Source organism: Pelagicoccus albus (genome assembly GCF_014230145.1).
Classification (GTDB): domain Bacteria; phylum Verrucomicrobiota; class Verrucomicrobiia; order Opitutales; family Opitutaceae; genus Pelagicoccus; species Pelagicoccus albus.
Window position 1 is genome coordinate 673,151 of the sequence record NZ_JACHVC010000006.1, and the last position, 26,075, is coordinate 699,225.

General features: G+C 51.2%; 27 protein-coding genes and 1 tRNA gene. 14 read left to right on the top strand and 14 right to left on the bottom strand.

Annotation, left to right across the window (positions count from 1 at the left end):
- Positions 1-140: 140 nt before the first annotated feature.
- The 4 genes from H5P27_RS06215 to H5P27_RS06230 all read right to left on the bottom strand — a co-directional run bounded on the left by H5P27_RS06215 (position 141) and on the right by H5P27_RS06230 (position 3,275).
- Positions 141-1,370, bottom strand: a complete 1,230-nt coding sequence (locus H5P27_RS06215; RefSeq protein ID WP_185659503.1) for a site-specific integrase — start codon at positions 1,368-1,370, stop codon at positions 141-143.
- Between the two features lie 176 nt (positions 1,371-1,546).
- A tRNA-Cys gene (locus tag H5P27_RS06220) sits at positions 1,547-1,620 on the bottom strand.
- Positions 1,621-1,716: 96 nt separating this feature from the next.
- A complete protein-coding gene (locus H5P27_RS06225; RefSeq protein ID WP_221774623.1) occupies positions 1,717-2,214 on the bottom strand; it encodes a cell wall hydrolase in 498 nt (165 codons plus the stop codon).
- 71 nt (positions 2,215-2,285) lie between these two features.
- Positions 2,286-3,275, bottom strand: coding sequence for a helix-turn-helix transcriptional regulator (locus tag H5P27_RS06230; RefSeq protein WP_185659505.1), 990 nt, complete (start codon positions 3,273-3,275; stop codon positions 2,286-2,288).
- Positions 3,276-3,515: 240 nt separating this feature from the next.
- On the opposite strand from H5P27_RS06230, the gene H5P27_RS06235 reads away from it, so the two are divergent.
- On the top strand, positions 3,516-3,911 hold the full coding sequence (locus H5P27_RS06235) for a helix-turn-helix domain-containing protein (RefSeq protein WP_185659506.1): 396 nt from the start codon (positions 3,516-3,518) through the stop codon (positions 3,909-3,911).
- Between the two features lie 78 nt (positions 3,912-3,989).
- Here the strand turns inward: H5P27_RS06235 and moeB are convergent, their stop codons facing one another.
- Positions 3,990-5,180, bottom strand: coding sequence for a molybdopterin-synthase adenylyltransferase MoeB (moeB, locus tag H5P27_RS06240; protein WP_185659507.1), 1,191 nt, complete (start codon positions 5,178-5,180; stop codon positions 3,990-3,992).
- 117 nt (positions 5,181-5,297) lie between these two features.
- Here moeB and H5P27_RS06245 point away from each other — a divergent pair, with 117 nt between their 5' ends.
- The 10 genes from H5P27_RS06245 to H5P27_RS06290 all read left to right on the top strand — a co-directional run bounded on the left by H5P27_RS06245 (position 5,298) and on the right by H5P27_RS06290 (position 13,222).
- Positions 5,298-6,386: a mannose-1-phosphate guanylyltransferase gene (locus tag H5P27_RS06245; RefSeq protein WP_221774624.1), complete on the top strand. Its 1,089-nt coding sequence runs from the start codon at positions 5,298-5,300 to the stop codon at positions 6,384-6,386.
- A gap of 19 nt (positions 6,387-6,405) precedes the next feature.
- Complete coding sequence (ruvX, locus tag H5P27_RS06250; RefSeq protein ID WP_185659508.1) at positions 6,406-6,864, top strand: Holliday junction resolvase RuvX; 459 nt, start codon at positions 6,406-6,408, stop codon at positions 6,862-6,864.
- On the top strand, positions 6,864-7,601 hold the full coding sequence (gene truA / locus H5P27_RS06255; RefSeq protein ID WP_221774625.1) for a tRNA pseudouridine(38-40) synthase TruA: 738 nt from the start codon (positions 6,864-6,866) through the stop codon (positions 7,599-7,601). Before ruvX ends, truA begins: the two co-directional genes overlap by 1 nt.
- Before the next feature lie 72 nt (positions 7,602-7,673).
- Complete coding sequence (locus H5P27_RS06260; protein WP_185659510.1) at positions 7,674-8,546, top strand: helix-turn-helix domain-containing protein; 873 nt, start codon at positions 7,674-7,676, stop codon at positions 8,544-8,546.
- Between the two features lie 84 nt (positions 8,547-8,630).
- Positions 8,631-10,055 carry a 3-isopropylmalate dehydratase large subunit gene (gene leuC / locus H5P27_RS06265; protein ID WP_185659511.1) on the top strand — a complete coding sequence of 475 codons (1,425 nt, stop codon included), beginning with the start codon at positions 8,631-8,633 and terminating at the stop codon, positions 10,053-10,055.
- Positions 10,056-10,075: 20 nt separating this feature from the next.
- Positions 10,076-10,678: a 3-isopropylmalate dehydratase small subunit gene (gene leuD, locus H5P27_RS06270; protein WP_185659512.1), complete on the top strand. Its 603-nt coding sequence runs from the start codon at positions 10,076-10,078 to the stop codon at positions 10,676-10,678.
- 165 nt (positions 10,679-10,843) lie between these two features.
- Positions 10,844-11,401 carry a MotA/TolQ/ExbB proton channel family protein gene (locus H5P27_RS06275; RefSeq protein ID WP_185659513.1) on the top strand — a complete coding sequence of 186 codons (558 nt, stop codon included), beginning with the start codon at positions 10,844-10,846 and terminating at the stop codon, positions 11,399-11,401.
- A complete protein-coding gene (locus H5P27_RS06280; RefSeq protein ID WP_185659514.1) occupies positions 11,398-11,796 on the top strand; it encodes an ExbD/TolR family protein in 399 nt (132 codons plus the stop codon). Before H5P27_RS06275 ends, H5P27_RS06280 begins: the two co-directional genes overlap by 4 nt.
- A 150-nt stretch (positions 11,797-11,946) precedes the next feature.
- A complete protein-coding gene (locus tag H5P27_RS06285) occupies positions 11,947-12,369 on the top strand; it encodes an SRPBCC family protein (RefSeq protein ID WP_185659515.1) in 423 nt (140 codons plus the stop codon).
- A 40-nt stretch (positions 12,370-12,409) separates the two neighbouring features.
- On the top strand, positions 12,410-13,222 hold the full coding sequence (locus H5P27_RS06290; protein ID WP_185659516.1) for a TatD family hydrolase: 813 nt from the start codon (positions 12,410-12,412) through the stop codon (positions 13,220-13,222).
- On the opposite strand, the gene H5P27_RS06295 is transcribed toward H5P27_RS06290, so the two are convergent.
- From H5P27_RS06295 to H5P27_RS06315, 5 genes are all read right to left on the bottom strand, one after another.
- Positions 13,209-14,963 carry a hypothetical protein gene (locus H5P27_RS06295; protein WP_185659517.1) on the bottom strand — a complete coding sequence of 585 codons (1,755 nt, stop codon included), beginning with the start codon at positions 14,961-14,963 and terminating at the stop codon, positions 13,209-13,211. The genes H5P27_RS06290 and H5P27_RS06295 overlap by 14 nt on opposite strands.
- Before the next feature lie 12 nt (positions 14,964-14,975).
- A complete protein-coding gene (locus tag H5P27_RS06300) occupies positions 14,976-15,896 on the bottom strand; it encodes a DUF368 domain-containing protein (protein ID WP_185659518.1) in 921 nt (306 codons plus the stop codon).
- A 21-nt stretch (positions 15,897-15,917) separates the two neighbouring features.
- A complete protein-coding gene (locus H5P27_RS06305) occupies positions 15,918-16,436 on the bottom strand; it encodes an arsenate reductase/protein-tyrosine-phosphatase family protein (RefSeq protein ID WP_185659519.1) in 519 nt (172 codons plus the stop codon).
- Positions 16,437-16,569: 133 nt separating this feature from the next.
- On the bottom strand, positions 16,570-17,730 hold the full coding sequence (alr, locus tag H5P27_RS06310) for an alanine racemase (RefSeq protein WP_185659520.1): 1,161 nt from the start codon (positions 17,728-17,730) through the stop codon (positions 16,570-16,572).
- The gene (locus tag H5P27_RS06315; protein WP_185659521.1) at positions 17,727-18,404 is read right to left on the bottom strand and encodes a hypothetical protein; all 678 of its coding nucleotides are present in this window, start codon (positions 18,402-18,404) and stop codon (positions 17,727-17,729) included. Before H5P27_RS06315 ends, alr begins: the two co-directional genes overlap by 4 nt.
- 203 nt (positions 18,405-18,607) lie before the next feature.
- On the opposite strand from H5P27_RS06315, the gene tig reads away from it, so the two are divergent.
- Genes tig through clpX form a run of 3 tightly spaced genes read left to right on the top strand, consistent with a single transcriptional unit; the run spans position 18,608 to position 21,887 of the window.
- Positions 18,608-19,912, top strand: a complete 1,305-nt coding sequence (gene tig / locus H5P27_RS06320; RefSeq protein WP_185659522.1) for a trigger factor — start codon at positions 18,608-18,610, stop codon at positions 19,910-19,912.
- A gap of 58 nt (positions 19,913-19,970) precedes the next feature.
- Positions 19,971-20,573 (top strand): ATP-dependent Clp protease proteolytic subunit, encoded by a 603-nt coding sequence (locus H5P27_RS06325; protein ID WP_185659523.1) that lies wholly within the window; start codon positions 19,971-19,973, stop codon positions 20,571-20,573.
- 9 nt (positions 20,574-20,582) lie between these two features.
- A complete protein-coding gene (gene clpX, locus H5P27_RS06330; RefSeq protein ID WP_185659524.1) occupies positions 20,583-21,887 on the top strand; it encodes an ATP-dependent Clp protease ATP-binding subunit ClpX in 1,305 nt (434 codons plus the stop codon).
- Between the two features lie 170 nt (positions 21,888-22,057).
- Here the strand turns inward: clpX and H5P27_RS06335 are convergent, their stop codons facing one another.
- The 4 genes from H5P27_RS06335 to H5P27_RS06350 form a co-directional block, all read right to left on the bottom strand.
- Positions 22,058-23,551 (bottom strand): butyryl-CoA:acetate CoA transferase, encoded by a 1,494-nt coding sequence (locus H5P27_RS06335; RefSeq protein ID WP_185659525.1) that lies wholly within the window; start codon positions 23,549-23,551, stop codon positions 22,058-22,060.
- Between the two features lie 72 nt (positions 23,552-23,623).
- Complete coding sequence (locus H5P27_RS06340; protein ID WP_185659526.1) at positions 23,624-25,153, bottom strand: sodium ion-translocating decarboxylase subunit beta; 1,530 nt, start codon at positions 25,151-25,153, stop codon at positions 23,624-23,626.
- 37 nt (positions 25,154-25,190) lie between these two features.
- Positions 25,191-25,589, bottom strand: a complete 399-nt coding sequence (locus tag H5P27_RS06345) for a biotin/lipoyl-containing protein (RefSeq protein ID WP_185659527.1) — start codon at positions 25,587-25,589, stop codon at positions 25,191-25,193.
- Between the two features lie 54 nt (positions 25,590-25,643).
- Positions 25,644-26,039, bottom strand: a complete 396-nt coding sequence (locus H5P27_RS06350; RefSeq protein ID WP_185659528.1) for an OadG family transporter subunit — start codon at positions 26,037-26,039, stop codon at positions 25,644-25,646.
- Positions 26,040-26,075: the final 36 nt, after the last annotated feature.

A 26,075-nucleotide genomic window follows, 5' to 3' on the forward strand; every position in this document is an offset into this window, starting at 1 on the left:
ATCAGCTGGGCGGAGAGGTTGTCGGAGGTTCGCAGGAGCAGCTCGATTTTTCAGTACAGGCGTTTATGTGGCTTCGCGATGTGCAAAAGTCACCGCACTAATAGAGTCCTTGTTCTGGATCGTCTAGGATTAGCCGATACTCAAAGCCTCAACTCTCGTAAGCGCGTGGAAGGAACGATAGAGAAGTAGTCCATCGCAACGTTTCGAGGAACCATCGTGCCTAAGTACGATTTCCACAATGTGTTCGTCGAGCGGTGTTTCAAAAGCAAAGCTGTTTTCTCGGCAGATTGGTGGAGGGAGATATGAAAGGTGCAAAAGCTGTCTCGGCGTGCATTATCTGGCCAAGTCTTAACGCCGATAGCTTTTAGTAAAGCTGGTCGCAAGTCGTAGTACCAACGGTGATCGTTGGGGTGGGGAATGGTTCCGCTTGTTTGCTCCCCTTTGTATGACTCGTACCAGAGCCAGAAATTATCCGGTAAATCCACAAGTCTCCATGCATCTTGGGTTTTAACGCTGTAATCTTCTCTTTCGGACTCCTCGTTGTAAAAAGATAGTGGGAGTAGTATTATGCGTTCTTCCGCTTTGATCCATTCAATTTGAAACCTATTCGCTTCGGAGATGCGGAAACCGGCGAAAAGCTGGAGAGCATGCCACAGTGCCCACTTGCTCCAATTTTCTTCGACTTCCAGCATCATGGCTCGAACCTGCTCTACGCTTAGAGGATTTTTCTTCGACGGAGGTAGTTTGGGTAGGTCATCGGTTGTTATGTTTCTAAGGGGTGATGAATCTATGTACTGCTGTCGCTCCATCCAAAGAAAGAAAGTTTTCCAGTTAGTGAAGTAGTTTCTGATTGTTCTGGCACCGCGCTGAGGTCTCATGCCAAGAAGGACGTCCTTAGCGATTTTCGTGGTTACAGCATCCAAGGAGAGTCCACCCCAGTGAGCTTTGAGCTCTCTCATCGCACTCTCCAAATGTCCAATCTGACGCTCTCCAACGTTTCCATTGGCTCGCTTTTCAGCTAAAAACTTTTCTACAGCTACTTCGAAACAGTCAGGACGGTCGGCAACGACATTTCTCGAGCGATAAAAGATCGCTGCTTCGACCAGGCTTACCCCGGGCGGTAGATGTCGTTTCGCCTCTTCGTATTCTCGCCAATCGACGTCGAGGTATTTTGCTGTTAGTTTCCCAAATTTCTTGGTGCCCTTGGTTAAGAATTTGAGGGCCTCCTCTGCCTCTTCTAGACTCTCGTAGGACTGGCAAAAGGACTTCCCAGCGACCATTCGGCGAACCCGAAAACGCTTTTTTGACTTTGAACTGACTCCAGTTGCTTCCTCGATTCCCTGTTTTACTCTCTTCCAGCCTTTTGCCATACCTCATTTACGAACAAGATGGTACAAAAGTTGAGTCCGAAAATGCCCGAAAATGCCTATTTTTGACGCGGCTATCCGGCGGTAGGGGAATAGGATATCTTCAACGCCTAGGGGCTAAATTGTTGATTTAGAACGATTAGGCACAAAAAAAGCCCTCTGGCGAGGGCGTTTAAGATTGGAGGCGTGGGCCGGAATCGAACCGGCGATAGAGCTTTTGCAGAGCTCGGCCTTACCACTTGGCTACCACGCCCTCCGTCTTAAAGGACGGTCACAATTGCGTTCTGATTTTGAGTTTCAAGTCGAAACTGCAATAATTGTAAATTTCCGAGGCTTTCCGGGTGGCGCTTTAATATCGTTTGAAGAATAGATGGTCCCCGATGACTGCGGTAGCTCGCATGCCGTGGCTCCAGGATGGAAGTTGGTCTCGCCGAGAGTAGTGGTCCGCTCCAAACGTGTTGTCCGGCAGAGTGTCAGCGTATAGCTGATCGACGATCTTGAGGGCTATGGGCCAGGCTTGATGATCCCGAGATGCGCGTGCTATCTCCTCTGAAAAGCCTTTTTCGCCAGTTTTACCGGTGGTGGGCTTTATCAGAGCGCTGAAGGCGTAGGGCGTCTTTACAATGCTGAGGTATTGGCTTGGGTCTCCCTTGGCGCGATTTGCGATTACGGACGCTACGGCTTGCATACCGGATTCGCCCTGATTGGCGGCTTCGAGAACGAGGCAGGTGGCCACGATCTCTTTCTCCCATTCTGTCGGTTGGGCCATGGAAGGAGTAGCCTTGGATAGACTCAAAACAATCGTTAAGCAAAGTAGTAGATGTTTCTTCATTGGAAGGCTGGGCATGCGGATTCCGATAGAAATTCAGAGCGACTAATAAGTTCCCTGTGGATGGCTTCAAATAGAATGTTCTCTTGTTAGTAGAGCTGGGCTACCTTGTTGGCGATCGACTTGATTTGCTTTTTGAGTTCCTTTGGTTGGACGACTTTCGCGTTTGCCCCCCAGCTTAGGATCCAGGATGTCACCTCCGTCAAATTGCTGAGTTTGAAGCCTATCGTTACAGTTCCGTCTTTGTGGTATTCTACTGATTGTGACGGATGCCATGTGTTTTCGGCAATGTATTCGGATATTGGATTTTGGAAGTGCACTTTTATATCATGATCGCCCACGGGTGAGTAGATTCCGAAACTGCTACCGAGATAATCGTCGGCAGAGAAGGATTTTGGCACCGAGAACGTTTCGGATCTAAGCTCGGCTGATTCCACCCTGTTTAGCAAAAAAGTTCGGATGGCTTGGCGTTTGGAATCCAGCCCGATTGCGTACCACTTGCCCAAGAAGTTTGTTAGATGATACGTTTTGAGAGTTCTAGATTCGCCAGTTTTTGCTCCCAACTTCCGGTAGACGAATCCGATTTCCGTTTTATCCAAAACTGAGCGGGTGAAAGCGTTTAATATTGTGTCGTCGATTTGTGAGGATCGGCCTTGCCGAAATGATATCGACTCGCTGAGTTCGTCTAAGTTCGCGGTTATGGTGTCGGGCAGATTGGCCGCCAACTTATTTAATGCGTTGGAAAGGGGGCGCTCGAAGGGAGTCCCCTTGTAGTGGTCCATCGCTTTGCGGGCTATGGAAAGGGCGAGCAGCTCACCTTCTGAAATATCGATAGTGGGTAGGCTTTGGACTTCTCTGGTATAGTAGAAACCATGTTGAATGGCATCGTAGTCTACGGGCAGAAGCATGCGGTCGCGCATAAAGTCTATGTCGCGACTGATTGTTTTTGTACTAACCTCCATCTGTTTGGAAAGGGAGGTGCAGTTCGGGTATGAATTGGCTTTGAGCTCGTTATGGATACGGAGCATTCGCTCTATGGCGGGCCGTTTGAGAGTGTGTATTTTTGCGTCTTTCTGCATGTCGGATTGTCCAGACTGTCGGTGCAGGCTTGGTGGACGAATGTCGGTACTAATACTTGCTATATATGAACCTCCGATGATCGAAGTTCAGAAACTAGGTATTATTCAGGGATCAATTTCTAGGGTGTTTGGTAGAACTACTGTGTTATTCAAATAATAGACTTATGATAAATGCTTATTTTGACGTAATATATTGGTTTTGAGTTGAATATTGCATTTTGTGAACTTTGTTACGTTTCAATGATCACTGATACACAGAAACAAATTGCTGCTGCAAAGGCGAAGCTCGAGGCACTCGAAAAGAAGGCCGCTGCGGAAATGTCTAAGAAATTGACTACTCTCCATAAGGAGGTCGGATTTGCAACTCGTGCCGAGTTGATATCCGCTTTGCAAGGTCTTGAAGGCGGCGCCAAGCGTGGCCGCAAGCCTAAGGCTGCTGCAGCTGCCTCTGCTGGTAAAGCCAAGAAGCGGGCCAAGCGCGCTCGCATCACTGAAGAGCTGAAGGCTCAAGTGATCGAGGCTGTCAAGGCAGGTGAGAAGGGTGCTGCGATCGCTAGTAAGTTCGGTATTTCTGTTCCGTCTTTACAGAATATCAAGAAGGCTGCAGGCCTAACCAAAACGCGCGGCAGCAAGTAAAACTCGCTTCTCGAATCTATTTCTCAGGCCTGTCTTCTTTTAGGAGGCAGGCCTGTTTGTATTTACACACCTCGAGTTTTAATAGCGAGGCAGGGAGGAGTCTATTTGGGTGCTCCAAGCATCTATGCCTCCTGCGACGTTGGAAACGGTAGAGAATCCTTGCTGTTGTAGAAATTGCACAACTCTGGCGCTTCGTCCTCCGTGATGGCAATGTACCAAGATTTTCTTATCCTTTGGCAGCTCCTCGGTTCGGTTAGGAATCTCGCCCATCGGAATATGTAGGCTTTGTTCGATTTTGCTTATATCGCGTTCGAAATTTTCTCGAACATCGAGAAGGAGAACATCTTCGGAGTCCATTAGCTCCTTTGTCTGGAGAACGTTTATTTCTATGGGCAAGTCACTCATGTTTTCTTTGTCAGGTTTACTAGTGATTTTTGGGTCGGATTTTGTTTCGCAGAGTTCCGCGTAGTTTCTGGCTTCAATCGTTTTGTACTTAGGATGGAGTCCGCAGAGAGGGCAAGACGGGTCTTTCTTTAGCTTCAGCTTCTTAAACTCTATGTTAAGAGTATCTATGAAGAGGAGTTGACCTGTTAAGGTTTCGCCGGTCCCTGTCAGGTGTTTAATGGTCTCCATCGCTTGGATACTTCCGACAATTCCGCAAAGAGCACCCATCACTCCCGCTTCTCCGCAGCTCGGTACGCTGCCAGGAGGAGGGGGCTCTGGAAACAAGCACCGGTAGCACGGACCGTCGGATGAGGAATCAAAGAAGGATGCCTGTCCTTCGAATTTGAAAATGCTCCCGTAGACGAGGGGCTTGCCTGCAAAATAGGCCGCATCGTTGTTTAGATAACGAGTCGAAAAATTATCCGTACCATCGATGACAATATCGTATTGGGAAAACAGTTCTACGGCATTGTCTGGCTGTATACCTTCTGGATGAAGGTTTACAGTGATGAGCGGATTTATCTCAGAAAGCGCTTCTTTTGCGGATTCGGTTTTCTTGCGATCCACATCGGAGTTGCCGTGGAGAATCTGTCTTTGAAGGTTGTGGAGCTCGACTTTATCGAAATCGGCCAAGCCAATCGTTCCTACTCCTGCCGCCGCTAAGTACAAAGCAACTGGACTGCCCAGGCCACCTGCTCCGATCACGAGCGCCTTGGCTGCTTTTAGCTTCTGCTGTCCTTCCACGCCTATCTGTTCGAGCAATATATGACGACTGTAGCGAGTGAGCTCAGTTGGGCTCAATTTTTCCTGTTTTGGCGGAGGCATTAGGGGCTTTGTGTGGATCGTCACAAGTGATTCAACGGTATTTGGCGCTGATTTGTATCTGGGTGGTTTGCCTGTTCTCCATTGACGGCGAGACGGTCTTCCGGTTTCTGGTGTGTCATGGCAGATCGATATGCAGTTATAATGGCAGGTGGAAAAGGTGAGCGGTTTTGGCCGGCTAGCCGGCTAGCGCGTCCGAAGCACTTGCTTCCGATCGTCGGCGATAAGCCGATGCTGACTCAAACGATTGAGCGGCTGATCGGACTTCTTCCAGTCGAAAATATTATCGTCATCACAAACAGCGAACAGCTCGAAGGGGTTCGGGATGTTGCTCCAATGTTGCCTGATGCGAACATCGTGGCAGAGCCAGTCGGCCGCGATACCGCTGCTGCCGTTGGCTTGGCGATGCTCTTGGTTAAGCAACGTAATCCTGCGGCATCGATGGCGATGCTGCCAGCTGATGCTGTGGTCAATGATGCAGACTCCTACAAGTCTGCACTCGAGACTGCCTTTAAGGCGGCTGAATCTTCCGCGAGCCTAGTTACTCTTGGAGTTCAACCCACCGAACCAGCGACCGGATACGGCTACATCCAGTGTGGTCCGGTAAAGGAAGTTATAGACAACCGAGACATTTTCAGCGTTCGCCAATTCAAGGAAAAGCCGGATCTAGAAACCGCGAAGCTCTATTTGCAAAGCGGAGAGTACTTTTGGAACGCCGGTATGTTCGTATGGAGCGTTGAGACAATTTCAGCAGCTCTTTCCGAATTCACTCCGACCTTGATGACCGGTCTCGAGGAGATCGAGTCAGGCATGAACGAAGGTAAGGATTTGGTCGCATTGCTCGGCGAGCTCTACCCACATTTGGAAAAGATCTCTGTCGACTTCGCCATCATGGAGAAGGCGGAAAATGTCCTGACTTTGGCCGCTACATTCGATTGGGACGACGTAGGCGCTTGGCCAGCGATCGAACGCCAGTTCCCATCCGACCGCGCGGGCAACGTCAACAAGGGTGAAGCCCGCTACATGGAGTGTTCCAACAACATCGTAGTCAGCGGTGAAGATCACCTTGTGGCTTTGATCGGAGTCGAAGATTTGATCGTCGTCCACACCGGTGACGCCACTTTGGTTTGCCGTAAGGACAAGGCTCAGAAAATCAAGGAAATGGTCCGTAACCTCGGTGAAGAAGAAGCTCTGAAGCGTCTCCTCTGATCGTTACTTTTATATTCCTATGCGTTGTATCGGTGTAGACTACGGTGAGCGTCGGGTCGGCGTAGCCTATGGCGATGAGATAGGAGTAGCGACTCCGCTTCCGGCGATAGTGAAAGCGACGGAAGCGGAGCGAATCGATGCTTTGGCCGAGCTCGCTAGACAACGACGAGCTACGGCTTTCGTATTTGGTTATCCATACAACATGGATGGCTCCGTGGGCTTCAAAGCCAAGGAAGTGGATGCGTTCATCGAGAAGCTCCTTCTCAAGATCCAGCTCCCTGTGCACCGCCTCGACGAGCGGCTAACCTCGGTCGAAGCCTCCAAGTCTTTTCCAAAGGGACGGAACGATGAGTTGAGGCGCTCCGGCAAGATTGATTCGGTCGCTGCGAGCCTGATTTTGCAGGATTACCTGAATCAGAATATCGCTTTGCCAGAGTATGACCCTTACGCGGAAGTCGACGAGGAGAACGGCTATTGATGCGGTGGAAGTGTACTTGCGCTTACGACGGTAGAGAGTACGCGGGCTGGCAAAAACAGAACGGCCAGATTTCGGTTCAACAGGTTGTCGAAGAGGTTATGGCGACCTTTTTTAAGGAACCAGTCGGGATTCAGGGAAGCGGTCGGACCGATGCGGGAGTTCACGCTCTGGAACAGGTTTTCCACTTCGACCAAGATTGGAAACACGGCGGCGAGAAGATGGTGAAGGCCTTCGCGGCTCTGCTTCCCAAATCAATCCAAGTGAGCTCAGTCGTTGAGGTTGAGGATGATTTTCATGCCCGTTTTTCCGCGATTTCGAAACGCTATTTCTACCAGATCAAGCTGGGTGACGCAGATCCATTCGAGGACCCGTTTTGCTGGTCGATACCGGGTCCGATTGATTTCAATCTCTTAAATGCGGCCCTCGAGCTCTTTGTGGGCGAAAAAGATTTTGCCGCTTTTGCTTCCTCTCGAGGGAATGGCCTAGAGTACGAAACGACCGTCAGGACGATCCAAGAGGCGAAGCTCAGGCAGGACTCCAGCTTCATCCGGCTATCGTTTCAGGCGGACGGCTTCATGTACAAAATGGTAAGGAGCCTCGTTGGAACCGCGGTTAACGTCGGGGCGGGGCGATTGTCACTTGAGCAACTGGAGAAGGTGTTCGAAACGAAGCAGCGTATACCTCTCGTTCAAGCAGCTCCGGCCAAAGGGCTCTTTCTCGAAAAGGTCTTTTACTAGGGATTGTTGAAATGTTGCACAGAGGAATTGTGGTGTTGATGAACGTCACAAAATGAGAATGATTTGTGCCCAATGTTTGAAAATTGGGCACTTCAGGCGAGTGAATCGGATTCGATATCTTTTCAAGATTTTGATGTAGAGGGACTTGCGGACGACTTGCACAGGCACTCTTCCTATGAGTTGGTATACATTTCTGCGGGTTCAGGCGTTTGGCAGATCGGAGGAGTGCAGGGGGCTTTTGGAGCTGGGACTCTGATCCTTTGTCCTCCTCGTGTGATGCATGCTTGGTGGAGCGGATCGGCGGCTAAAAGTGGCTCAAGAACCTCGGGAATCGTGCTCAGGTTTAGCCGTGAAGTTTTGCCAGGTTCCTTGCTGCGATTGCCAGAAATGGAGAGTCTTCGCGAGTTGGAAAAGAAGCTTTCGGCTCCCTTGGAATTCAGGGTTTTGGACCAGGCTAGATTGCGCACGCGGCTGAATTCTGTGGACCGTTCGAAAGGTGTTTTGAAGATTGCTCGTTTGTTGGTGGCTTTGGACCTAATAGCGTCTTTGGAATGTAAGCAAGTTGTTGCAGAAGAGAAAAATAAAGCGGATTTGGGCTCGAAGGATTTCGCTCGAATTGAGCGGGTGAAACGTTTCATTGAAGAGCATTTTAGGCAGCACATTTCCCGCAGTGATGCGGCTAGAGCCTTGGGTATGGAGGAGGCCGCTTTTTCTCGATTTTTCCGTCGGACGCTGGGCATGACCTATGTCGACTACGTGAATAATTTTCGGGTGCGGCAAGCGGCTGCATTGCTCGGAAATCGACGCGGGATGGGTATCGAGGAAATCGCTCGGCAAAGTGGATTTGGCAGCCTCGCGTCATTGCATAGGCAGTTTAAAAAGCGGCTCGGAACGACGCCTGAATCCTACCGCAAGGCCGCCAATTCCGAATTCCAGGCTCCTTAGCGAAAAAAGCTGATTTCGATTGCCGAACGGTCGGCAAGTTTCGATTTTGCCGAACCTCTAACTTCAGCAGAAATTCGAAATATTATGGGAAAATCATTATTCCAAAAAGTATGGGACGCGCACACGGTGCGAACCTTGTCCAATGGTCAGACTCAATTGCTGATCGGTACCCACCTCTTGCACGAGGTGACTAGCCCGCAGGCTTTCGGCATGTTGCGGGACCTCGGACTCAAGGTTGCTTATCCGCACCGCACATTCGCGACTGTCGACCATATCGTTCCGACCGATTCCCGCGTTGAGCCGTTTGCCGATCCTTTGGCGGACGCCATGATCAACGAGCTCCGTAAGAATTGCGCCGAAACTGGAGTCACTTTCTTCGACATGAGCACTGGCAAGCAAGGCATCGTGCACGTGGTAGGTCCCGAGCAGGGCATCACTCAGCCGGGTACGACCATCGCTTGTGGAGACTCTCACACTTCTACCCACGGAGCGTTTGGTGCGATCGCCTTCGGTATCGGCACTACCCAGATCCGCGACCTGCTCGCTACGCAGACCATGGCTTTGGCTCCGCTCAAGGTTCGTCAAATCAAGGTGAACGGAAAGCTACGTCCGGGAGTTTACGCGAAGGACGTGATTTTGCACATCATCCGCAAGCTTGGCGTGAATGGCGGAACCGGTTTCGCCTACGAGTATGCGGGCGAAGTGTTCGAGAACTTCTCGATGGAAGAGCGCATGACTGTTTGTAACATGTCGATCGAAGGTGGAGCTCGCGTCGGTTACATTAACCCTGACGAAAAGACCTTCGAGTACCTCAAAGGCCGTCCTTATTCTCCGAAGGGCGCTGACTGGGACGCCGCGGTTGAGAGCTGGAAGTCTTTTGCCTCCGACGACGACTGCGAGTACGATGACGTTGTCGAAATCGACGCTGCCGATATCGCTCCCACCGTGACTTGGGGAATCAACCCAGCTCAAGCCATCACGATCGAAGAGAGCATCCCTAGCGTGGATTCCGTAGCCGCTTCCGAAAAGGCGATCACGGCGGAAGCTCTCGAGTATATGAAGCTCGAAGGCGGATCTCCGATCAAGGGGACCAAGGTAGATGTATGTTTCGTCGGCTCTTGCACCAACGGCCGTCTTTCTGACTTCGAAGAAGTAGCCAAGTACATCAAGGGCCACAAAGTGGCTTACGGCGTGAAGGCTATCGCTGTTCCAGGATCCCAGATTGTAGATGCGATTTGTAAGGAAAAGGGAATCGACGTGATCTATCGCGAAGCTGGATTCGAGTGGCGTGAGGCCGGTTGCTCCATGTGTTTGGCGATGAACCCAGACAAGCTCATCGGCGACCAATTGAGCGCTAGCTCTTCGAACCGTAACTTCAAGGGCCGCCAGGGAAGTCCAACTGGCCGTACCGTTCTCATGAGCCCGGTAATGGTCGCTGCTGCAGCGATCCGTGGCGAAATCAGCGACTCCCGCGAAGTGTTCGACATCTGCGCAACCGCGAACGCGTAACCTGAAAGGAACTACATAAAATGGCTTTAGAAAAAATCACTCAAGTAACTGGTAAAGGCGTCACCGTGGCCGGCGACGAAATCGATACCGACCGCATCATCCCAGCTCGCTTCATGAAGTGCGTCACTTTCGACAGCATGGGCGAGTACCTCTTCTACGATGTCCGCAAGAACGAAGATGGTAGCGACAAGGTTCACCCGCTCAACGAAGAGCGATTCAAGGATGCGAGCATCCTTCTCAGTGGAGCGAACTTCGGCTGCGGCAGCTCTCGCGAGCATGCGCCTCAGGCTATCTACCGCTATGGATTCCGCGGAATCATCGCCGAAAGCTACGCTGAAATCTTCTTTGGCAACTGCACGACGCTCGGCATACCTTGCTTCATCGCAACGAAGGAAGACATTGCCAAGATCTCCGCAGCAGTTGAAGCGGATCCATCGATCGAGATCACCCTCGATGTCGAGAACGAGCGCATCCTCTTCGGGGAGGAAAGTCTTCCAGCCGTAGTTCGCGAATCTGCCCAGAAGGCATTGGTTGCCGGTAAGTGGGATATGATTGGGGAGCTGAAGGAAGCCGAGTCAGATATCGCTTCCGTCGTATCGAAGCTTCCATACATGGCCAAGTAGGCCAACCCAGCCAGTTTCGAAAAATTCAGCCCGGCGGTCGAAAACCCGTCGGGCTTTTTTTTGCCCAAAATTGGATACGAACGTTTTTCTATTGAACAAGCGTAAGGCTTTGCAGTCTTTTGAGGGTCGCTTCGCGAGAAGCGCCTTTTGTTCCATTCTTTGCATATGCCAGACATCCTCAAAGACGCTGGGATCTTCGTTTATCCCCTTCTTGCCTGCTCGCTAGTGGGCGTTTTCGTAATCTGCGAGAGACTTTATTCTCTCCGACGGAGAGCGATCTTGCCGGACGAATTGGCGGTAGAAGCCGGTGAAGGGCGAAGGGGCGAGGGAGAATCCGTTTCCGCTTTTGGCCGAATCTTGCGACACTGGCACAAGCACGAAGCCGATGTAGGAGCAGTGAAAGCCTATGCTCGCCTCGAAGTGAATAGGATGGAACGCGGCCTTGTGTTTTTAGAAATCGTGATCGGGGCGGCTCCTTTACTTGGGCTTTTGGGTACGGTCACGGGTTTGGTGACCGTTTTTGGAAACGTTTCTTTGGATACGGGACTACCAGAGCCCGCACTGTTCACGAAAGGCATCGCCATGGCGATGACAACTACGGTTCTGGGGCTCACGGTGGCGATTCCCTGTTTGATCGCTAACAGCTATTTCCAGCGTCGAGTGGAGACCTTCGCCGTAGAAATCGAAGCCTTGCTCGAGCAGCTAGGTCTCAAAGAGGTATGAGCGGCTTGCTGACTAGGAAGCGTCCTAAGCCGACGATCAATATCGTTCCGCTTATGGACGTGCTGACCATCCTCATCTTTTTCTTTTTGGTCAGTATGCAATTCAAGGAAATGACCACCTTGAACCTTACGCTGCCAACGATCGAGTCAGCGGGAAAAAACGAATTTCCGGATAAGATCCAGATAAGTATCGACGAAGAAGGCGTGGTTTTCTTAGAAAACAAGCAGGTCGAGATCGAAGAGCTGAAAGGTGTGATTTCCAATCTATCGGATCTCAGCAACGACATACCTGTGTTGATAAGAGCGCACAACCTGACTCCCTTGGAGACGGTTACGGACGTCATGGACGCCTGCCGACTCAATGGCTTAAGCAAAATTCGTTTGCAGTCTCGCTAGCCTGTTGAGCCCAGTTTTTTCGCCAAATCGGCTTATCCGGTTGGAAATTGGGCGTTTTTCAGCAATTTAGAGCCAATATATGGTTTCGGGGGACGATAGGTAGTTATCGGTACCGCTTGTTATGCAAGTGCTTCCCGTTCTGAAGACGCCATGAAAATAGTAGATGCAACCGTGATTCGCGAATTTCCTTATTCCAAGGAAACGGTGTGTCGCTTTTTCTCCGCGCCCGCTCTGATCGTGAGTTGGCATCCATGGATCGAAACGGTGTCGATCTTTGATAAGTGCGGACTTTCCTTTCGGAGAGCTACTTTGAGTGGTGGAGAGACGGAGTTGGTCGAAAAGTATTGGAGCGACCAGAACGACGAAGAATTCTTCTATCAAGTGGTCGAAGGCCTATGGTCAGACTATCGCTACCGATCCAAGGTTTTGGTTGAGTCGACAGGTGAGGAATCCTGTCGCATCACGTGGGAAGGTCGTCTCATGCTGCAGAAGCCCGAGGATGAAAAGGAGCAGATGGAGGCATTCTTTTCCGAAGGCTTAGACGGCTTGGAAGTCTTTCTGGCCGATCTCTAAGATTCTCGCCACGGCTCCATTCTTTGTTTCGCATAGCGGTATGGAGTTTTACGACGCCCATTGCCATTTACAGGATGCGAGGCTCGAGCCGCATCTCGATGATTTACAGAAGCGGTACAATCGCTTCGGAGTAGGTGGGGCAGTCGTAAATGGCACGGGAGAGGGCGACTGGCATCAAGTGGCGCGCCTTTGTCAGCGATACTCCTTTCTCAAGCCATCCTTTGGTCTGCACCCTTGGAGGGTAAACGAGGCTTCGGGGCGTTGGAAAGAATCGATGTTGGAGCGCTTGGACCAGTTCCCTCAAGCAGGAGTTGGAGAAATCGGTTTGGATCGTTGGATTCAAGGATACGATTTAGAGAAGCAGGAAGAAGCGTTTGTTTGGCAACTGAGAATCGCGGCGGAGAGGAACCTACCGGTTTCGATTCATTGCCTCAAAGCTTGGGGATGGATGTTGGAAGTCTTGCAACGAGTCGAGCTTCCAAGCCGCGGCTTTCTTCTACACTCCTATGGCGGGTCGTCCGAGATGGTTGAAGCGTTTGCTGATTTAGGAGCCTATTTTTCCGTCTCGGCCTATTTTGCTTTTGAAAGAAAAGCCAAACAGCGGGATGCCTTTCGAAAAGTGCCTTTGGATCGGCTTTTGATTGAGACGGACGCTCCGGATATGAAAGGTCCGGATCAGTATGTAAGCGAGACTCTAGAAGCGGATATTACGCTGAATAGCCCCTTGAATATTGTGGGCGTTTATGAGTTTTCGGCAGATTTACTAGAAGTACCTTTGGAAGACCTGAAGCAAAAGGTTGGGACTAACTATTGCCGGTTTTTTGGAATAAAAATGGGACCTACTGAGCTTTAGATACACGGTAAAGTTCACCATCCGCGTCGTTATAAACTCGAGACGAGCGCTCTTGGTTTAAGCTGTTAAGGCTACTCCAATCGAAAAGCTCTAGCTCGGCGGGAAGTCTTTTTCCGGGGTTGAGCTGTTGGTAGAAGACTGGAGCACACCGGTTGAGTGTGTAGGCCATGTTTTGGGCAGAAAACCGCCCGTTTCCGATTAATTCTGAGTTTGGGGTCGGGTCGGGTTGGGATATCAAGTAGGAAGACGCGGGTTTCTGAATAAGGTAAAACGATTTCAAGGTGCCGTAGCCAAAAGTTAAATACTGGTCTTCGACGCGAATTGCGAATCGGCCGCCTGTCACGCTGGAATCGTAATCCGAGTCAATGTATAGGGTGTCACCCTCCTGATATATCAACCTTGGATTGCTTTTAGTCAGGGTTGGGAATCTGTTACGAAGCACTTTCCCTAATTCTGAATCCGTTTCAAAAGGGACTCGGAATGCGACATCGTACAAAAGGTTTTCTACTATATTTCCATCTCTGTCGCGAGCGGTTCCAATATCCAAAGTCTGCAGGGTGCGAAGCTTTTTTTCAAAGGAGGACTCCAAAAGTTGGACGAAGTTTTTCCGGGTCTCGGAATACACTTTCGCGTTGAACGCGATGTAGGGAAAATTCGCTATGGGTGCGGCCTTTAGGAAGGCGTTTTGGACCAGAATCAATAGTTCTCCTACGTTGACGCTCAGTTCACCTTGATTGACGAGTGATAGTTCGACCGGCAAGTCGGAGAGGTTAGCAAGATGCGGTGGGTTTGCGGTGCCGATCAGTGGATTAGGAGCGTTGTATTTGACTCCAGAATACAGTGCTTGATCTCCAGTTAATTCAAAAGCGAGAAGTGCGGATTGCAGCCCGTTTAGACCTAGCGTCTCGATGAAGCTCGAGGCGTCGAAGGCGGAATAGAGTCCGCCCCGTTGCAATAATCGATTTTGGATCTGTGTCGTCGCAAGTGTGACTGCAGGTTCTAGATTTGCGTAGGCGATTACGTCCGGATCGATGATATGTTGAGCGACTTTGTGCCTCGTAAGCCGTTCCTCGAGGTTGGGTGACTCCTTGCTTTGAGCGTGCTGTAGGAGTTTTTCTAACCCATCGCTTGAGTAGGTGAGATAGAATACGTCCTCGAATACTGTGCAGCAGATGGTGGGAAATACGCTTAGGCTATAATCGAGGCTGGGGGTGATATTCAACTCTTGGTAGCGTATGTTGCCAAATGCGCTTTCGGACCACTCGAACTGTATCGATTTACTGGATGCTTGTTTCGCAATCTCTATTAGCGTTTCGTACAGGGATTCTTGGGAGCCAGAAAACTGTCCGAGTAGGGCGATGTCATTTCCTTCTGGCGACGGAATAGCAATCGCAATCTGGGATTTGAAGTGAAGTCCCAGCTTTGCGAGGAGCTTCGGGTCGACCTGGATCTCCGAGGTCCAATTTGGCAATGAGCTCGAGCTCGAGTCGCCTACGCTGAGAGCAATGGCTTGCGCCACGTTGCTCATGGATTTGAGTCGGTCGTCAGTAGCGAATGCGATAGCTGCCTTTCGGATGTGCCGAATGGAAAGATAAGCCGATGTGTCCTCAGGAAGCTTTCGTGCCAGAGAGTCACGCTCAAATCCGATAATGTAGGAGTACAAGAAAACGCATACGGCGGCTGCGAGAGTGATCGCTGCTCCGCCAATTATGAGTTTTTTGCGCATAAACAAGCTATGCATACACCACGCCGCTTAACGCGACTTGGCTGTTTTTTCCAAGAGAATGACTGACAGGACTCCGAGAACCATCAGCGCAATTGCGATCCATGTTCCACTATTTGAAAGCGAGGGAGCGTACCACTGGTAACCTTGGACGATAGATTCGCCATCTTTCAAAAGAAGCTCGCCAGCATCATCTACGAGAAACACTTCCTCTTTCCAGGGCCAAATAACGGCCAAGGATCCGAGGATGAAACCTGTTAGAGCGCTAAGGGTTGTATCGTGGTAGTGGTGGAGCAAGTACGAGATTGCTCGCGAAAGGACAATAAAACCGATGCCTCCTCCGATCGCGAAGGGGAAAATGACCTGCAAGTTGAGGTCTGGAACGGCTTGAAGCATGACGAGCTGGTAATTGCCCATCAGGATGAGAACGAAAGATCCGGATAGTCCTGGCAATATCATGCTGCATACCGCGACAACGCCGCAAATCGCCACGTAAAGGAACGCTGGGTTTTCCTCGGCTGGTTTTAGCAACGCTAAAGCCAAGGCCGCGACTGTACCGAGAACAAAGGTAATATAAACGGGAGCGGTCCGTTTCCGTATGTTTTCGGAAACGTAGTATACGGATGCCAGAATGAGGCCGAAAAAGAAGCTCCAAACTAGGATCGGGTAGTCTGAGAAGAGCCAGTCCAGCAATTTACCCAGAGAAAAGAGACTGACGGCGACCCCTAAAAAAAGAGGGAAGAGAAAGGCGAAATTTACGTGCTTTAGGAGAGCTCGAATTTCAAAGCGGAGGGCGAGTTTCAGAGCCGTCAGGTCGAACGCTTTAAGGCTATCGATGAATTCGGTGTAGATTCCGGTTACGAAGGCGATCGTTCCGCCGCTAACTCCCGGTATTACGTTGGCAGCGCCCATAGCGATGCCTTTCAGGAAAAGGTAAATGTAATTAGCCATACTGTTTGTTGGAAAGCGGTACTATGATTCCTCGCCCCCATCCTCTGTCGAGCTGGCAGCGTCGTGCAGTTGCTTGACTACTTCCAGAAGAGAAGGGATCGCCTCTACCATACTGTCGCGACAGGCCTCATATTGGGCTAGATTGCCACCGAATGGATCGGGAATCTGGGTACTCGCCTCGGGACCAATGAACTGCCGCATGAGAAATGCGTTGGGTGGAGGCGGGTCAATTTGGTAACTGAGCATCGCGTGGTGCGAGTCGGTCATGCAAAAGAAGGCAAGGGCATTGTCGACCAGCTCTTGGCTAAGGGGTTGGCTCGCATGGTCGCTCAGATCTATATTCACCTTTTTCAAAGCTGCTACGGAGTTGGCGCTAGCAGCTTGTCCAGCGAAAGCGGATACACCCGCAGAGGAGACTTTAAGGGACCGCAGAGGCTCCTCCTGAGCGGCCAATGCGTGCCTAAACAGGGCTGCAGCCATCGGGCTGCGGCAGGTGTTTGCGGTACAGACGAATACGATTTCGTTGGGAATATTTGGCATGCTTGGATCGAACGAGCGTGAAACTAGGTCATACGGACATGCTGTAAACAGCGGAATTTGATCATCGGATCAAGCGCAAGCGGAAGTCGGCAGACAAGAGATAGGATTGGAGGCACTTGTCTATTCGCAGATTTCAACCGGTTGCGATGGCCGTTTTGTAGATTCGTGGCACCCGCTTTGTTATTGAGCAAAGGATCTCCCAGGAAATGGTTTGGGCCCAACGCGCGAATTGCTCGATCTTTATCTCACCGCCACCTTGCGATCCTATGAGGCAAACTTCGTCGCCGACGGATACCTCGTTTTCGGGTAGGTCGGTTACGTCAATGATGGTTTGGTCCATGGTTACTCGACCAAGGTAGGGGCAACGTTTTCCGTTAACCAAGGCGAATCCTTTATTGCTCAATGCCCTCGGAATACCATCGCCGTATCCAGCGCAGAGAATTGCCACCCGACTCGGCCGCTTCAATCGACAGGTGCGTCCATAGCTGATCTCCATTCCGGCCGGAAGGCTTTTTACGAGAGCTACTCTGGTTTTGAAGCTGAAGATCGGGGTGGTCGGAACTTTGGCGAAGAGAGATTTGGCGTAGGGAGTGATGCCAAATTGAAGCAGGCCTATCCGCACCGCATTGTAGGCGCTCGACTTGGAGAAGCTTCGTAGTCCCGCGCTATTGTCCGCGTGAATCAAGAGCTGGGAGGGATCGATCCAATCCACCGCCGCGATTGCGGTCATGAAGCGGCGACGTTGAACCTCGGTGAATTCGACGTCTGTCTCGGCATGGGCGAAATGGGTATAGATTCCGTCCAGCTTTAGGTTTTTCGCCGCTTTCATGGCCTCGAAGAGTTCACCCGCATTTTCGTGCCAAATGCCGAGGCGCCCCATGCCGGTGTCGATCTTTAGGTGAACTTTCAGCTCTGTCCGACGCTCGACGGCCATTTTGTCCAGCATCTCTACCTCGGCTATACTCGAAAGGGTGGGTGTTAAGTCGTATTCGAAAAGAAACCCCGCTTCCTCAGGCAAGGTTGCTCCTAGGACGAGTATCGACCAGCCATTGCCCCCGATTTCACGGATCGTTACCGCCTCGGCGACATTTGCGACGCCATACATTTCGATACCTGCCTGCATGAGGCGAGCCACAGTCTGATGGACGCCGTGACCATAGGCGTCCGCTTTCACGATCGCGATGTAGCGTATGTGCTCGGGCAGAGCTGCTTGTATGGCTTTGAGGTTTCGTTCCAGGGCGGCGAGATCGATTTCTGCCCAACACCGACGAGGTATCTGCTCGTGGCCGTTCATGCTTCGGGAGCGGCGTGGATCTTTGCGTCCCACTTCTTGAATTCATTCTGGCGGATTACCAGTGGGACCGCTTCCGGAACTTGCTTAATGATAGCCAGAAACGCTTCGTTTGCGAAGGTTTGGGCGGGTGAATAGCTGATCTTGGTGATGGATGCCTCGGTTTTGGTCCAGGTCGGGAACTCTTCAAAGCTCAAGATAGCCGAACCGGCTTTCTCGAGTTGCTCGTTTCCGACGATTTGAATAGAGGAATCTGGATATGCCGGGAAGTCTAACGCATTCCAGGAAGAGCGTCTGGCATCCGTCACGATTAGTCCCGACTCTGGCAAACCGCTCGCTGACTCGACCAAACAGGCTCCTAGGCGGAGGCTATTGTATTCGAAGACATTGTTGGCTGCTTCAACCCCGATGCCCTTCCAAGACCGGATGGCCATGCAGGATGTGCGTGCCCCTAGCATCGACCCCGGACCAGAACAGAATATAATCGCCCCCAAATCGAACAAAGATAGCCCTGCTGACTTCAGCAGCTCGTCGGTAAGCTTAAACAAGGTTTTGCTCGGATCTTGCTCTTCGCACCTGTAGTCGAGTTCGTTGGGACCGCTTTTCAATCCGACCCAAGTCCTCCTCGAGGCGGTATCTAGTATTAGAAGCGGATATTTGGGAGTCGGTTGAGACATTTTCAGTTGGGAGACTGATCAGCGAACTCGGTGGCGCTCAAGCGCGAATTTAGGGCTGCAACTCACTTTCCTTTGTCAAAGAGAAGTGAGTGGAATAGCTTTTGCAGTCTGGTTGACCTAATTCCATTGACCGAGTCGAAAAATGTCTTCTAGTTTGCGCGATTTTCTCCGGCTAACTGAAACCTGGACACCCGCAATACGCAGTGAAAATCGACATACAAGACGTCAACGATACCCGTAAAACCCTCGCGGTTTCTTTTGAAGCCAGCGAGATCGCCGCTGAAGAGACACAGCTGCTTAAGCAGTTCTCGAAGCAGGCTAAGATCCCCGGCTTCCGCCCAGGCAAAGCCCCGGTCAACATGATTCGCCAGCGCTTTGGCAAGCAGATCAAGGACGAGCTCCGCCAGCGCGTCATCTCCAAGGCTTATCAGGACGGCACTAAGGAATCGAAGCTCGACCTTCTCAACGTGGTTGACCTAGCGGACGCTGAAATCGCGGCAGATCAGGACGCCGAGCTGAAGTTCACCGTAGATGTCCGCCCGGAATTTGAAATCAGCGACTACAAGGAACTTCCTGTAACAGGGCTTTCCGAAGAAGTGGGCGACGAAGATGTCGAAGCGGCGATCACCCAGATCCGCACTGAGCGCGCTGAATTCTCTCCCGTCGAGCGGGAAGCAGCCAAGGGCGACTACGTAAAGTTCTCTCACGAAGGCACCATCGATGGTCAGGCGATCAGCGAAATTGCTCCTGAGAAGCCCGTTTACGCGAAAATGCCTCAAACTTGGGAAGAAATCGGCTCCGAGCACGGATTGATCCCCGGACTTGGCGATGGTCTTGAAGGCCTCAAGACTGGCGACAAGAAGGAGATCGAAGTCGAATTCCCAGCGGATTTCACAGTTGAAGCTCTGCAGGGCAAAAAGGCTGTCTACGCGGTTGAAGTGCAGGAAGTGCGTGAGCGCAAGCTTCCCGAGCTCGATGAAGAGTTTTGTAAGGCTCAGGGCGCGGAAAGCGTAGACCAGTTCAAGGAACGTGTTACCGAGATGGTCAAGGGCCGCAAATCGCAAGAGCGTCGCGCCGACATTCGCCGCCAAGTGACTGAAGCTATTTCCGATAAGGTAAATATCTCCCTTCCCCAGAGCCTCGTGGACTACGAGACTGAGATGGCGATGCGTCAGGTCGTACAGAGCAACGTACGCAAAGGCATTTCCCAGGATAAGCTCGAGGAGAACAAGGACGAGATCCACGCGGAATCCAAGGCAGCGGCAGAAGAGGCAGTTAAATTGCAGCTGATCCTCACGCAGATCGCCGAAAAGGAAGAGATCAAGGTTGAGGACGCTGATTTCTCCCGCTTCATCATGCAGCGTGCTTATCAGTCCGGACAGAAGCCAGACGACATCGTAAAGGAACTTCGCAAGGACCAAGATCAGGTTCGGCGCATTCAGTCGTCGCTCCTATACGATAAGACACTTGAATTCCTAGTCGATCAGGCTAAGGTGACCGAGGCTTAGTCTCGAGCCGGCGCCCTTTAGCTAGGGCGTTTAACAGCACATTTAATAAAGGAAATACGTGTCATACTACTTACCAAACGTTATTGAGAACACTGGTCGCGGCGAGCGTAGCATGGATATCTACTCTCGTTTGTTGAAGGACCGTATCGTATTTATCGGTACGCCAATCAACGACGAGATCGCCAACGCTATTATCGCCCAGTTGCTCTTCCTGCAAATGGAAGACCCCAAGAAGGACATCAGCGTATATATAAATTCCCCAGGTGGCAGCGTCACTGCCGGTATGGCGATTTATGATACCATGAACTTCCTGTCCTGTGAGATCTCGACTTGGTGCATCGGTATGGCAGCCAGCATGGGCACAATCCTTTTGGCCGGCGGAACCAAAGGTAAGCGTTACGCTTTGCCGAATAGCCGTGTGATGATTCATCAGCCTTCTGGTGGAGCGGGCGGCCAAGCCTCCGATATCTCCATTCAGGCTAAGGAAATCATTCGTTGGCGTGAAACGTTGAACACTGTGTTGGCAGAACGCACCGGACAAACTGTCGATAGAATCCAGAAGGATTCTGACCGTGATTATTGGATGACTTCTCAGGAAGCTAAGGATTACGGTGTTATCGACCACGTTTACTACGGTAATAATACAAAGGCGGAACAGTAATCCAGCTATATGGCAAAATCCTCACGCATGACACTCTGCTCCTTCTGCGGTAAATCGCAGTCGGAGGTTCGTAAGATGATCGCCGGTCCCGGCGTCTATATTTGCGACGCGTGTGTATCGGTCTGTAAGACTATCATCGAACGCGAATTAGGTGGCGATGAGAAGTCGGACGAAGAGAAACCAGCCTTTAACCTGATCAAGCCTACCGAAATCAAAGCGGTCTTGGATCAGCACGTTATTGGTCAGGATCATGCGAAAAAGGTTTTGTCCGTAGCTGTTTACAACCACTACAAGAGACTGGGCTTCGAGGTGAAGAAGCCGGAAACTTCTGAAGATTCAGAAGATTCGGTAATCGCGGCCCATTCCTCTGAGTATGCGGATGTCGAAGTAGAGAAGAGCAACATCTTGCTCGTGGGTCCGACAGGTTCAGGAAAAACCTTCCTAGCCCGAAATCTGGCCCGCATTCTTGACGTTCCTTTCGCAATCGCGGATGCGACCACTTTGACTGAAGCGGGTTACGTTGGTGACGACGTCGAAAACATCGTGTTGAGACTACTTCAGTCCGCCAATTATGATGTGAAGCGTGCCGAGTGCGGAATCATCTATGTCGATGAGATCGACAAGATTGGCCGTAAGACGGAAAACGTTTCGATCACCAGAGACGTATCCGGCGAAGGAGTACAGCAGGCCCTTCTAAAAATTCTTGAAGGAACTACCTGCAACGTGCCGCCACAAGGTGGTCGTAAGCATCCTAATCAAGAGTATATCCAAGTTGATACTTCCAAGATCTTATTCATCTGTGGCGGAGCGTTCGTAGGTTTGGACGAAGTCATTCAAAAGAGATCTGGTGGTTTCACATTAGGTTTTGGGTCCGAAACGCGCGAGGAAATGTCGGGCGAGGACGTCATGAAGAAGATCGAGCCAGAGGATTTGGTGAAGTTCGGCATGATTCCGGAATTTATCGGTCGCTTGCCTGTGATTTCCGTTTTGGAACAACTCAGCGTAGAGGACTTGGAAAATATTCTCCTCAACACCAAGAATTCCATAATCAAGCAGTATGCGAAGCTCTTCTCCATAGATGGCGTGAAACTGACATTGACAGAAGGTGCCGTGAAAGCTGTAGCTGATAAAGCCATAGAGCTTCGCACTGGGGCACGCGCTTTGCGATCGATCATGGAAAATCTTACGCTGGAAATCATGTACGAGGTACCCGATCGAGATGATATATCCGAAGTAGTAATCAGCCGTGATGTTGTTTTGGGTACCAAAAAACCTGAATTCAAAAAGACGAGGTCCGATAAGGACGCCGCTTAATTCGTCCGTTTAACTTTATCGTTTTCCAAAACCGTGCTCATTGGAGTGCGGTTTTTTTGTATCTCCTTTATAGGATTGTTAGTGAATTGCCAAAAAAAAGGACAGCGCCCTCGAAGTGAGAACGCTGCCCATATGGCGGGAGTGCCGCGAAGGGCACATGAGGAACTTGATCAGACAGTCGGGGACACGGGGATTCTCATATCCTTGTGCTCGAGGAAACGCTCGTGCATCTGGAAGGCTGTCTTTAGGGTTTGTGGAGTGTGCCCTCCCTTGAAGCTCTGGAAGTACTCGAGGAGCTGCTCCCGATATTCAGGGTGGACGCAATTGTTTATGATCGCTGTGGCTCTTCCTTGTGGGTCCTTAGCGCGGAGGTCAGCTATGCCTTGTTCAGTGATTAGAACCTGCACACTGTGCTCGCTGTGGTCGAGGTGACTCACGAAAGGCACGATGGTGCTGATAGCTCCGCCCTTGGCGATCGAAGGACAGGTAAAGATGGAGATAAACGCATTTCGAGTGAAGTCGCCAGACCCACCGATACCATTCATCATCTCTTTGCCCATCACGTGGGTGCTGTTTACGTTGCCGAAAATATCTACCTCGATAGCTGTATTGATAGAGATGATACCTAGGCGTCGAATGACTTCCGGGTTGTTGGAGATTTCTTGGGGACGCAGGAGCAAGCGACGCTTGAAGTATTCGTAGTTGTCATACGTTTGCTTCAGGACCGCGGGGCTGAGGGTAAGAGAGGTTGCGCTGGCGAACTTGATCTTATCCTCCTTCATCAAGGCGATAACGGAGTCCTGGATTACCTCGGAATACATTTCGAAGGTAGGGATTTCCTCATTCTCGCCGAGAGCTCCAAGTACCGCGTTGGCTATGTTGCCTACGCCTGATTGGATTGGTAGGAATTCGGGAGGAATCCGGCCCGAGCGCATTTCGCTTGCGAGGAAGGTCGCGACGTTTTCGCCGATCTTCATCGTAGTTTCGTCAGACTCGCGGAACCCGCCGATCTCGTCGGGTTGTTTTGACGCGACTACGCCCACGATTTTAGCAGGATCGATCTGTACGTATTCGGTACCGATTCTCGCATCGCAACGGCAAAGATTGATCGGGCGACGTAGAGGCGGATCTAGAGGCTCGTAGATGTCGTGGAGGCCGTACAGTGACTCCTGGTGGGATGTGTTGAGCTCGATGATTACTTTATCGGCTACGCGCGCTAGCGTAGGGGATGCTCCGACCGAAGTTGTCAGAATTATTTTTCCATCTGCCTGAACTTCGCTGGCTTCGATAACTGCTACATCGACTTTTCCCAAGAAACCGTAACGCAGGTTTTGAGGGAGTTGCGACAAGTGCATGTCGAAGAACTTCGTTTTTCCGAGGTTGATGTTCTTGCGAAGGAATTTGTCAGATTGGTAAGGTGTACGCCATGCAACGGCGTCCGCGCGGGCAAGTTCTCCATCAAGGGAATCGCCGGTGGAAGCTCCGGTGATGACGCCGATTTTGAAATCGCGTCCGGAGTCGTGTTCTTCTTTTGCGAACTTTGCGATCGCCTTGGGGACGACCTTAGCGGCACCAGCTGGAGTGAATCCGCTAAAACCAACGGTCATTCCATTTGTTATATAGCTAGCTGCTTCCTCTGGGGTGAGTTCGATGAGCTTTTTCATTTATGTAATTGGTAAAAGGATACCGCACGGCCGCAGCCGTGCGGATTTGGAGTGTTTTGCAATAGGGATAGCCTAGTGGCCCGATCCCAACATCGTCATGAAGTAACCGGCAACGAGTGCTGTGCCGATAACGCCAGCCACGTTCGGTCCCATGGCGTGCATGAGCAGGAAGTTGCTGGAATCAGCCTTTTGGCCTTCCACTTGGCTAACACGTGCCGCCATAGGTACGGCGGATACACCTGCGGAACCGATCAGCGGGTTGATCTTGTTCTTGGAGAACAGGTTCATGAATTTCGCCATGAGGAGTCCTGAACAGGTTGCGATTCCGAATGCCACAACACCGAGCGCGAGAATCGCGAGTGTTTCAGCTTTTAGGAAGCGATCGCCTGTCATCGTGATGCCGACACTGGTGCCGAGGAAGATCGTGATTACGTTGATCAACTCGTTTTGTGCGGCCTTCGATAGTCTCTCAGTCACACCACATTCACGGAGGAAGTTTCCGAGGAGGAGAAGTCCAACCAGTGGTGATGCATCTGGTACCAGAAGGATACAGAAGATAAGTACGACCAGCGCGAAGATCAGCTTTTCGAGACGGCTTACTTTGCGAAGGCTTTGCATGCGAATCTTACGTTCTTTCTCGGTCGTCAGGGCCCTCATGATCGGGGGCTGGATTACCGGAACCAGAGCCATGTAACTGTACGCTGCCACCGCGATCGGAGCCAAGAGCTCCGGAGCAAGACTGTTCGCGAGGAAGATGGATGTCGGTCCGTCCGCCCCTCCGATGATGCCGATTGCTGCGGCTTGGCTAGAGTTGAACAGGCCTGAGGCCATTGCACCTGCGTAGGTCGCGAATACGCCGAACTGGGCAGCAGCTCCGAGGAGCAGCGTGCGAGGGTTGGCGATTAGCGGCCCGAAGTCAGTCAAGGCTCCTACTCCCAAGAAGATGAGAGGAGGGAATAGCTCCAGGATGATTCCCAGGGAGATGTAGTGGAAGAATCCACCAGTATGGTTACTGTGAACATCTGCCAATTCTGCGCCAGAGACAACGTGTTCTCCGACAATGTCTTGGTAACCGGATACACTACCTGAGGCGTCAGCCCAGACAAGTTTGTCGGTGCTACGCAGTGTTATCGGCGCTGAGTTTAGCGTGACCTGAATTTCAGAGTAATCTGGCTCTGTTGCGAATTTCTCGGGAACGTCCGGACGGATAACGAACAGTAGCATTTGCTCGTTTTCCGCAGCTTTCTCGAATTCCGATACGATCAACTCTTCAGCCTCTGACTTAGCTTTCAATTTGCCCAAGGTGTTGGGCATTTCGTGCACGACAGCTGGCAGCCTGACATCGTCTCCAAGTTCAACAGTCGAGAGGATCACCGTACCGTTTACCGGGCTCAATATGGCACCCGCTGGTGAGTTAACCATATTTTGCGTTGGCAAGTTAGCTAGTAAGGCCCCGAAAGCGATCGGAACGAGCAGGAGCGGTTCAAATTGCTTGAATACCGCGAGATACAGGAGAACCGCTGCGACGAGCCACATGACAATCATGCGCCACTCGAGAGCGAAGAATCCTGTTTGGTAGAATAGCTCTTCGATTTGCTTCATAGCGTTTGGGTGGGAGGTTTATCTAGATAATTCCCGGCTATGAGAGGGTGAGGAGCGGGCTGCCTTCGTCTACCGATTGTCCGGCGTCTACGTGGATTGCTGAAACAGTGCCTGCGCTTGGAGCGCTTACGATGGTGTTCATCTTCATCGCCTCGAGAGTCACGACTTGATCTCCAGCGGCGACAGTGTCGCCGATCTTTACGTCGACGGAAACGACCTTGCCGGATAGCGGGCTAGGCACGTCACCTGGAGCAGCGGCTGCTGCCGCTGGTGCCGGCGCTGCGGCCGGGGCTGCAGGAGCTGCCGCTACTGGTGAGGCGGCGGCTGGACGTGAGCGCGCTGGTGCGGAGCGTGGCGCTGCTTCGTTTTCTTCGCCGAGGATCTCGACATCTACTTCGTAGGCTTTGCCTTCGATGGTGATACGTAAGTGTTTCATAGGGAAATTTTATTTAAAAGTGTATTCTGAATATGGATATATAATGGCTTCAGTTTAACGGAAGCGGTGTGAGGAGAAGATCTCGCGTCGACCTTCTTGAGCCCAGCCTTGGCCCATGCTCCTAATGCTGACGATCTTTTGAGGTCTGCCTTGTAGAGCGATATGAGTAGCAGTAGCGATGAGAGCCACGATATGTTCGGGGATATCATCGTCTTTCTGTATACTGCTAGCGGGGGCTGGAGCTGGAGCGGCGGCGGGTGCCGGTTTTGCAGCTGGTTTGGCCTTTGGCTCATCTTTAATAAGACGAGTGCACAGGGCGCCGATGCACGTGGTGATCAGCGATAGTACTCCGAGGACAAACAGCACGAAAAGGAATCCCACAATGATGAAGGAAACGTTTTCCGCAAAGGTCGGCTTAGCCGCTAGGGCTGCTGCTAATGTATATGTCATGATAGACTATTGGGTTAACATCTTCTGTAATGGTCG

Coding starts and splice junctions, on each gene's coding strand:
- H5P27_RS06215 (WP_185659503.1), bottom strand. CDS start 1,370: ATGGCAAAAGGCTGGAAGAGAGTAAAACAGGGAATCGAGGAAGCAACT.
- H5P27_RS06225 (WP_221774623.1), bottom strand. CDS start 2,214: ATGCCCAGCCTTCCAATGAAGAAACATCTACTACTTTGCTTAACGATT.
- H5P27_RS06230 (WP_185659505.1), bottom strand. CDS start 3,275: ATGCAGAAAGACGCAAAAATACACACTCTCAAACGGCCCGCCATAGAG.
- H5P27_RS06235 (WP_185659506.1), top strand. CDS start 3,516: ATGATCACTGATACACAGAAACAAATTGCTGCTGCAAAGGCGAAGCTC.
- moeB (WP_185659507.1), bottom strand. CDS start 5,180: ATGCCTCCGCCAAAACAGGAAAAATTGAGCCCAACTGAGCTCACTCGC.
- H5P27_RS06245 (WP_221774624.1), top strand. CDS start 5,298: ATGGCAGATCGATATGCAGTTATAATGGCAGGTGGAAAAGGTGAGCGG.
- ruvX (WP_185659508.1), top strand. CDS start 6,406: ATGCGTTGTATCGGTGTAGACTACGGTGAGCGTCGGGTCGGCGTAGCC.
- truA (WP_221774625.1), top strand. CDS start 6,864: ATGCGGTGGAAGTGTACTTGCGCTTACGACGGTAGAGAGTACGCGGGC.
- H5P27_RS06260 (WP_185659510.1), top strand. CDS start 7,674: ATGTTTGAAAATTGGGCACTTCAGGCGAGTGAATCGGATTCGATATCT.
- leuC (WP_185659511.1), top strand. CDS start 8,631: ATGGGAAAATCATTATTCCAAAAAGTATGGGACGCGCACACGGTGCGA.
- leuD (WP_185659512.1), top strand. CDS start 10,076: ATGGCTTTAGAAAAAATCACTCAAGTAACTGGTAAAGGCGTCACCGTG.
- H5P27_RS06275 (WP_185659513.1), top strand. CDS start 10,844: ATGCCAGACATCCTCAAAGACGCTGGGATCTTCGTTTATCCCCTTCTT.
- H5P27_RS06280 (WP_185659514.1), top strand. CDS start 11,398: ATGAGCGGCTTGCTGACTAGGAAGCGTCCTAAGCCGACGATCAATATC.
- H5P27_RS06285 (WP_185659515.1), top strand. CDS start 11,947: ATGAAAATAGTAGATGCAACCGTGATTCGCGAATTTCCTTATTCCAAG.
- H5P27_RS06290 (WP_185659516.1), top strand. CDS start 12,410: ATGGAGTTTTACGACGCCCATTGCCATTTACAGGATGCGAGGCTCGAG.
- H5P27_RS06295 (WP_185659517.1), bottom strand. CDS start 14,963: ATGCATAGCTTGTTTATGCGCAAAAAACTCATAATTGGCGGAGCAGCG.
- H5P27_RS06300 (WP_185659518.1), bottom strand. CDS start 15,896: ATGGCTAATTACATTTACCTTTTCCTGAAAGGCATCGCTATGGGCGCT.
- H5P27_RS06305 (WP_185659519.1), bottom strand. CDS start 16,436: ATGCCAAATATTCCCAACGAAATCGTATTCGTCTGTACCGCAAACACC.
- alr (WP_185659520.1), bottom strand. CDS start 17,730: ATGAACGGCCACGAGCAGATACCTCGTCGGTGTTGGGCAGAAATCGAT.
- H5P27_RS06315 (WP_185659521.1), bottom strand. CDS start 18,404: ATGTCTCAACCGACTCCCAAATATCCGCTTCTAATACTAGATACCGCC.
- clpX (WP_185659524.1), top strand. CDS start 20,583: ATGGCAAAATCCTCACGCATGACACTCTGCTCCTTCTGCGGTAAATCG.
- H5P27_RS06335 (WP_185659525.1), bottom strand. CDS start 23,551: ATGAAAAAGCTCATCGAACTCACCCCAGAGGAAGCAGCTAGCTATATA.
- H5P27_RS06340 (WP_185659526.1), bottom strand. CDS start 25,153: ATGAAGCAAATCGAAGAGCTATTCTACCAAACAGGATTCTTCGCTCTC.
- H5P27_RS06345 (WP_185659527.1), bottom strand. CDS start 25,589: ATGAAACACTTACGTATCACCATCGAAGGCAAAGCCTACGAAGTAGAT.
- H5P27_RS06350 (WP_185659528.1), bottom strand. CDS start 26,039: ATGACATATACATTAGCAGCAGCCCTAGCGGCTAAGCCGACCTTTGCG.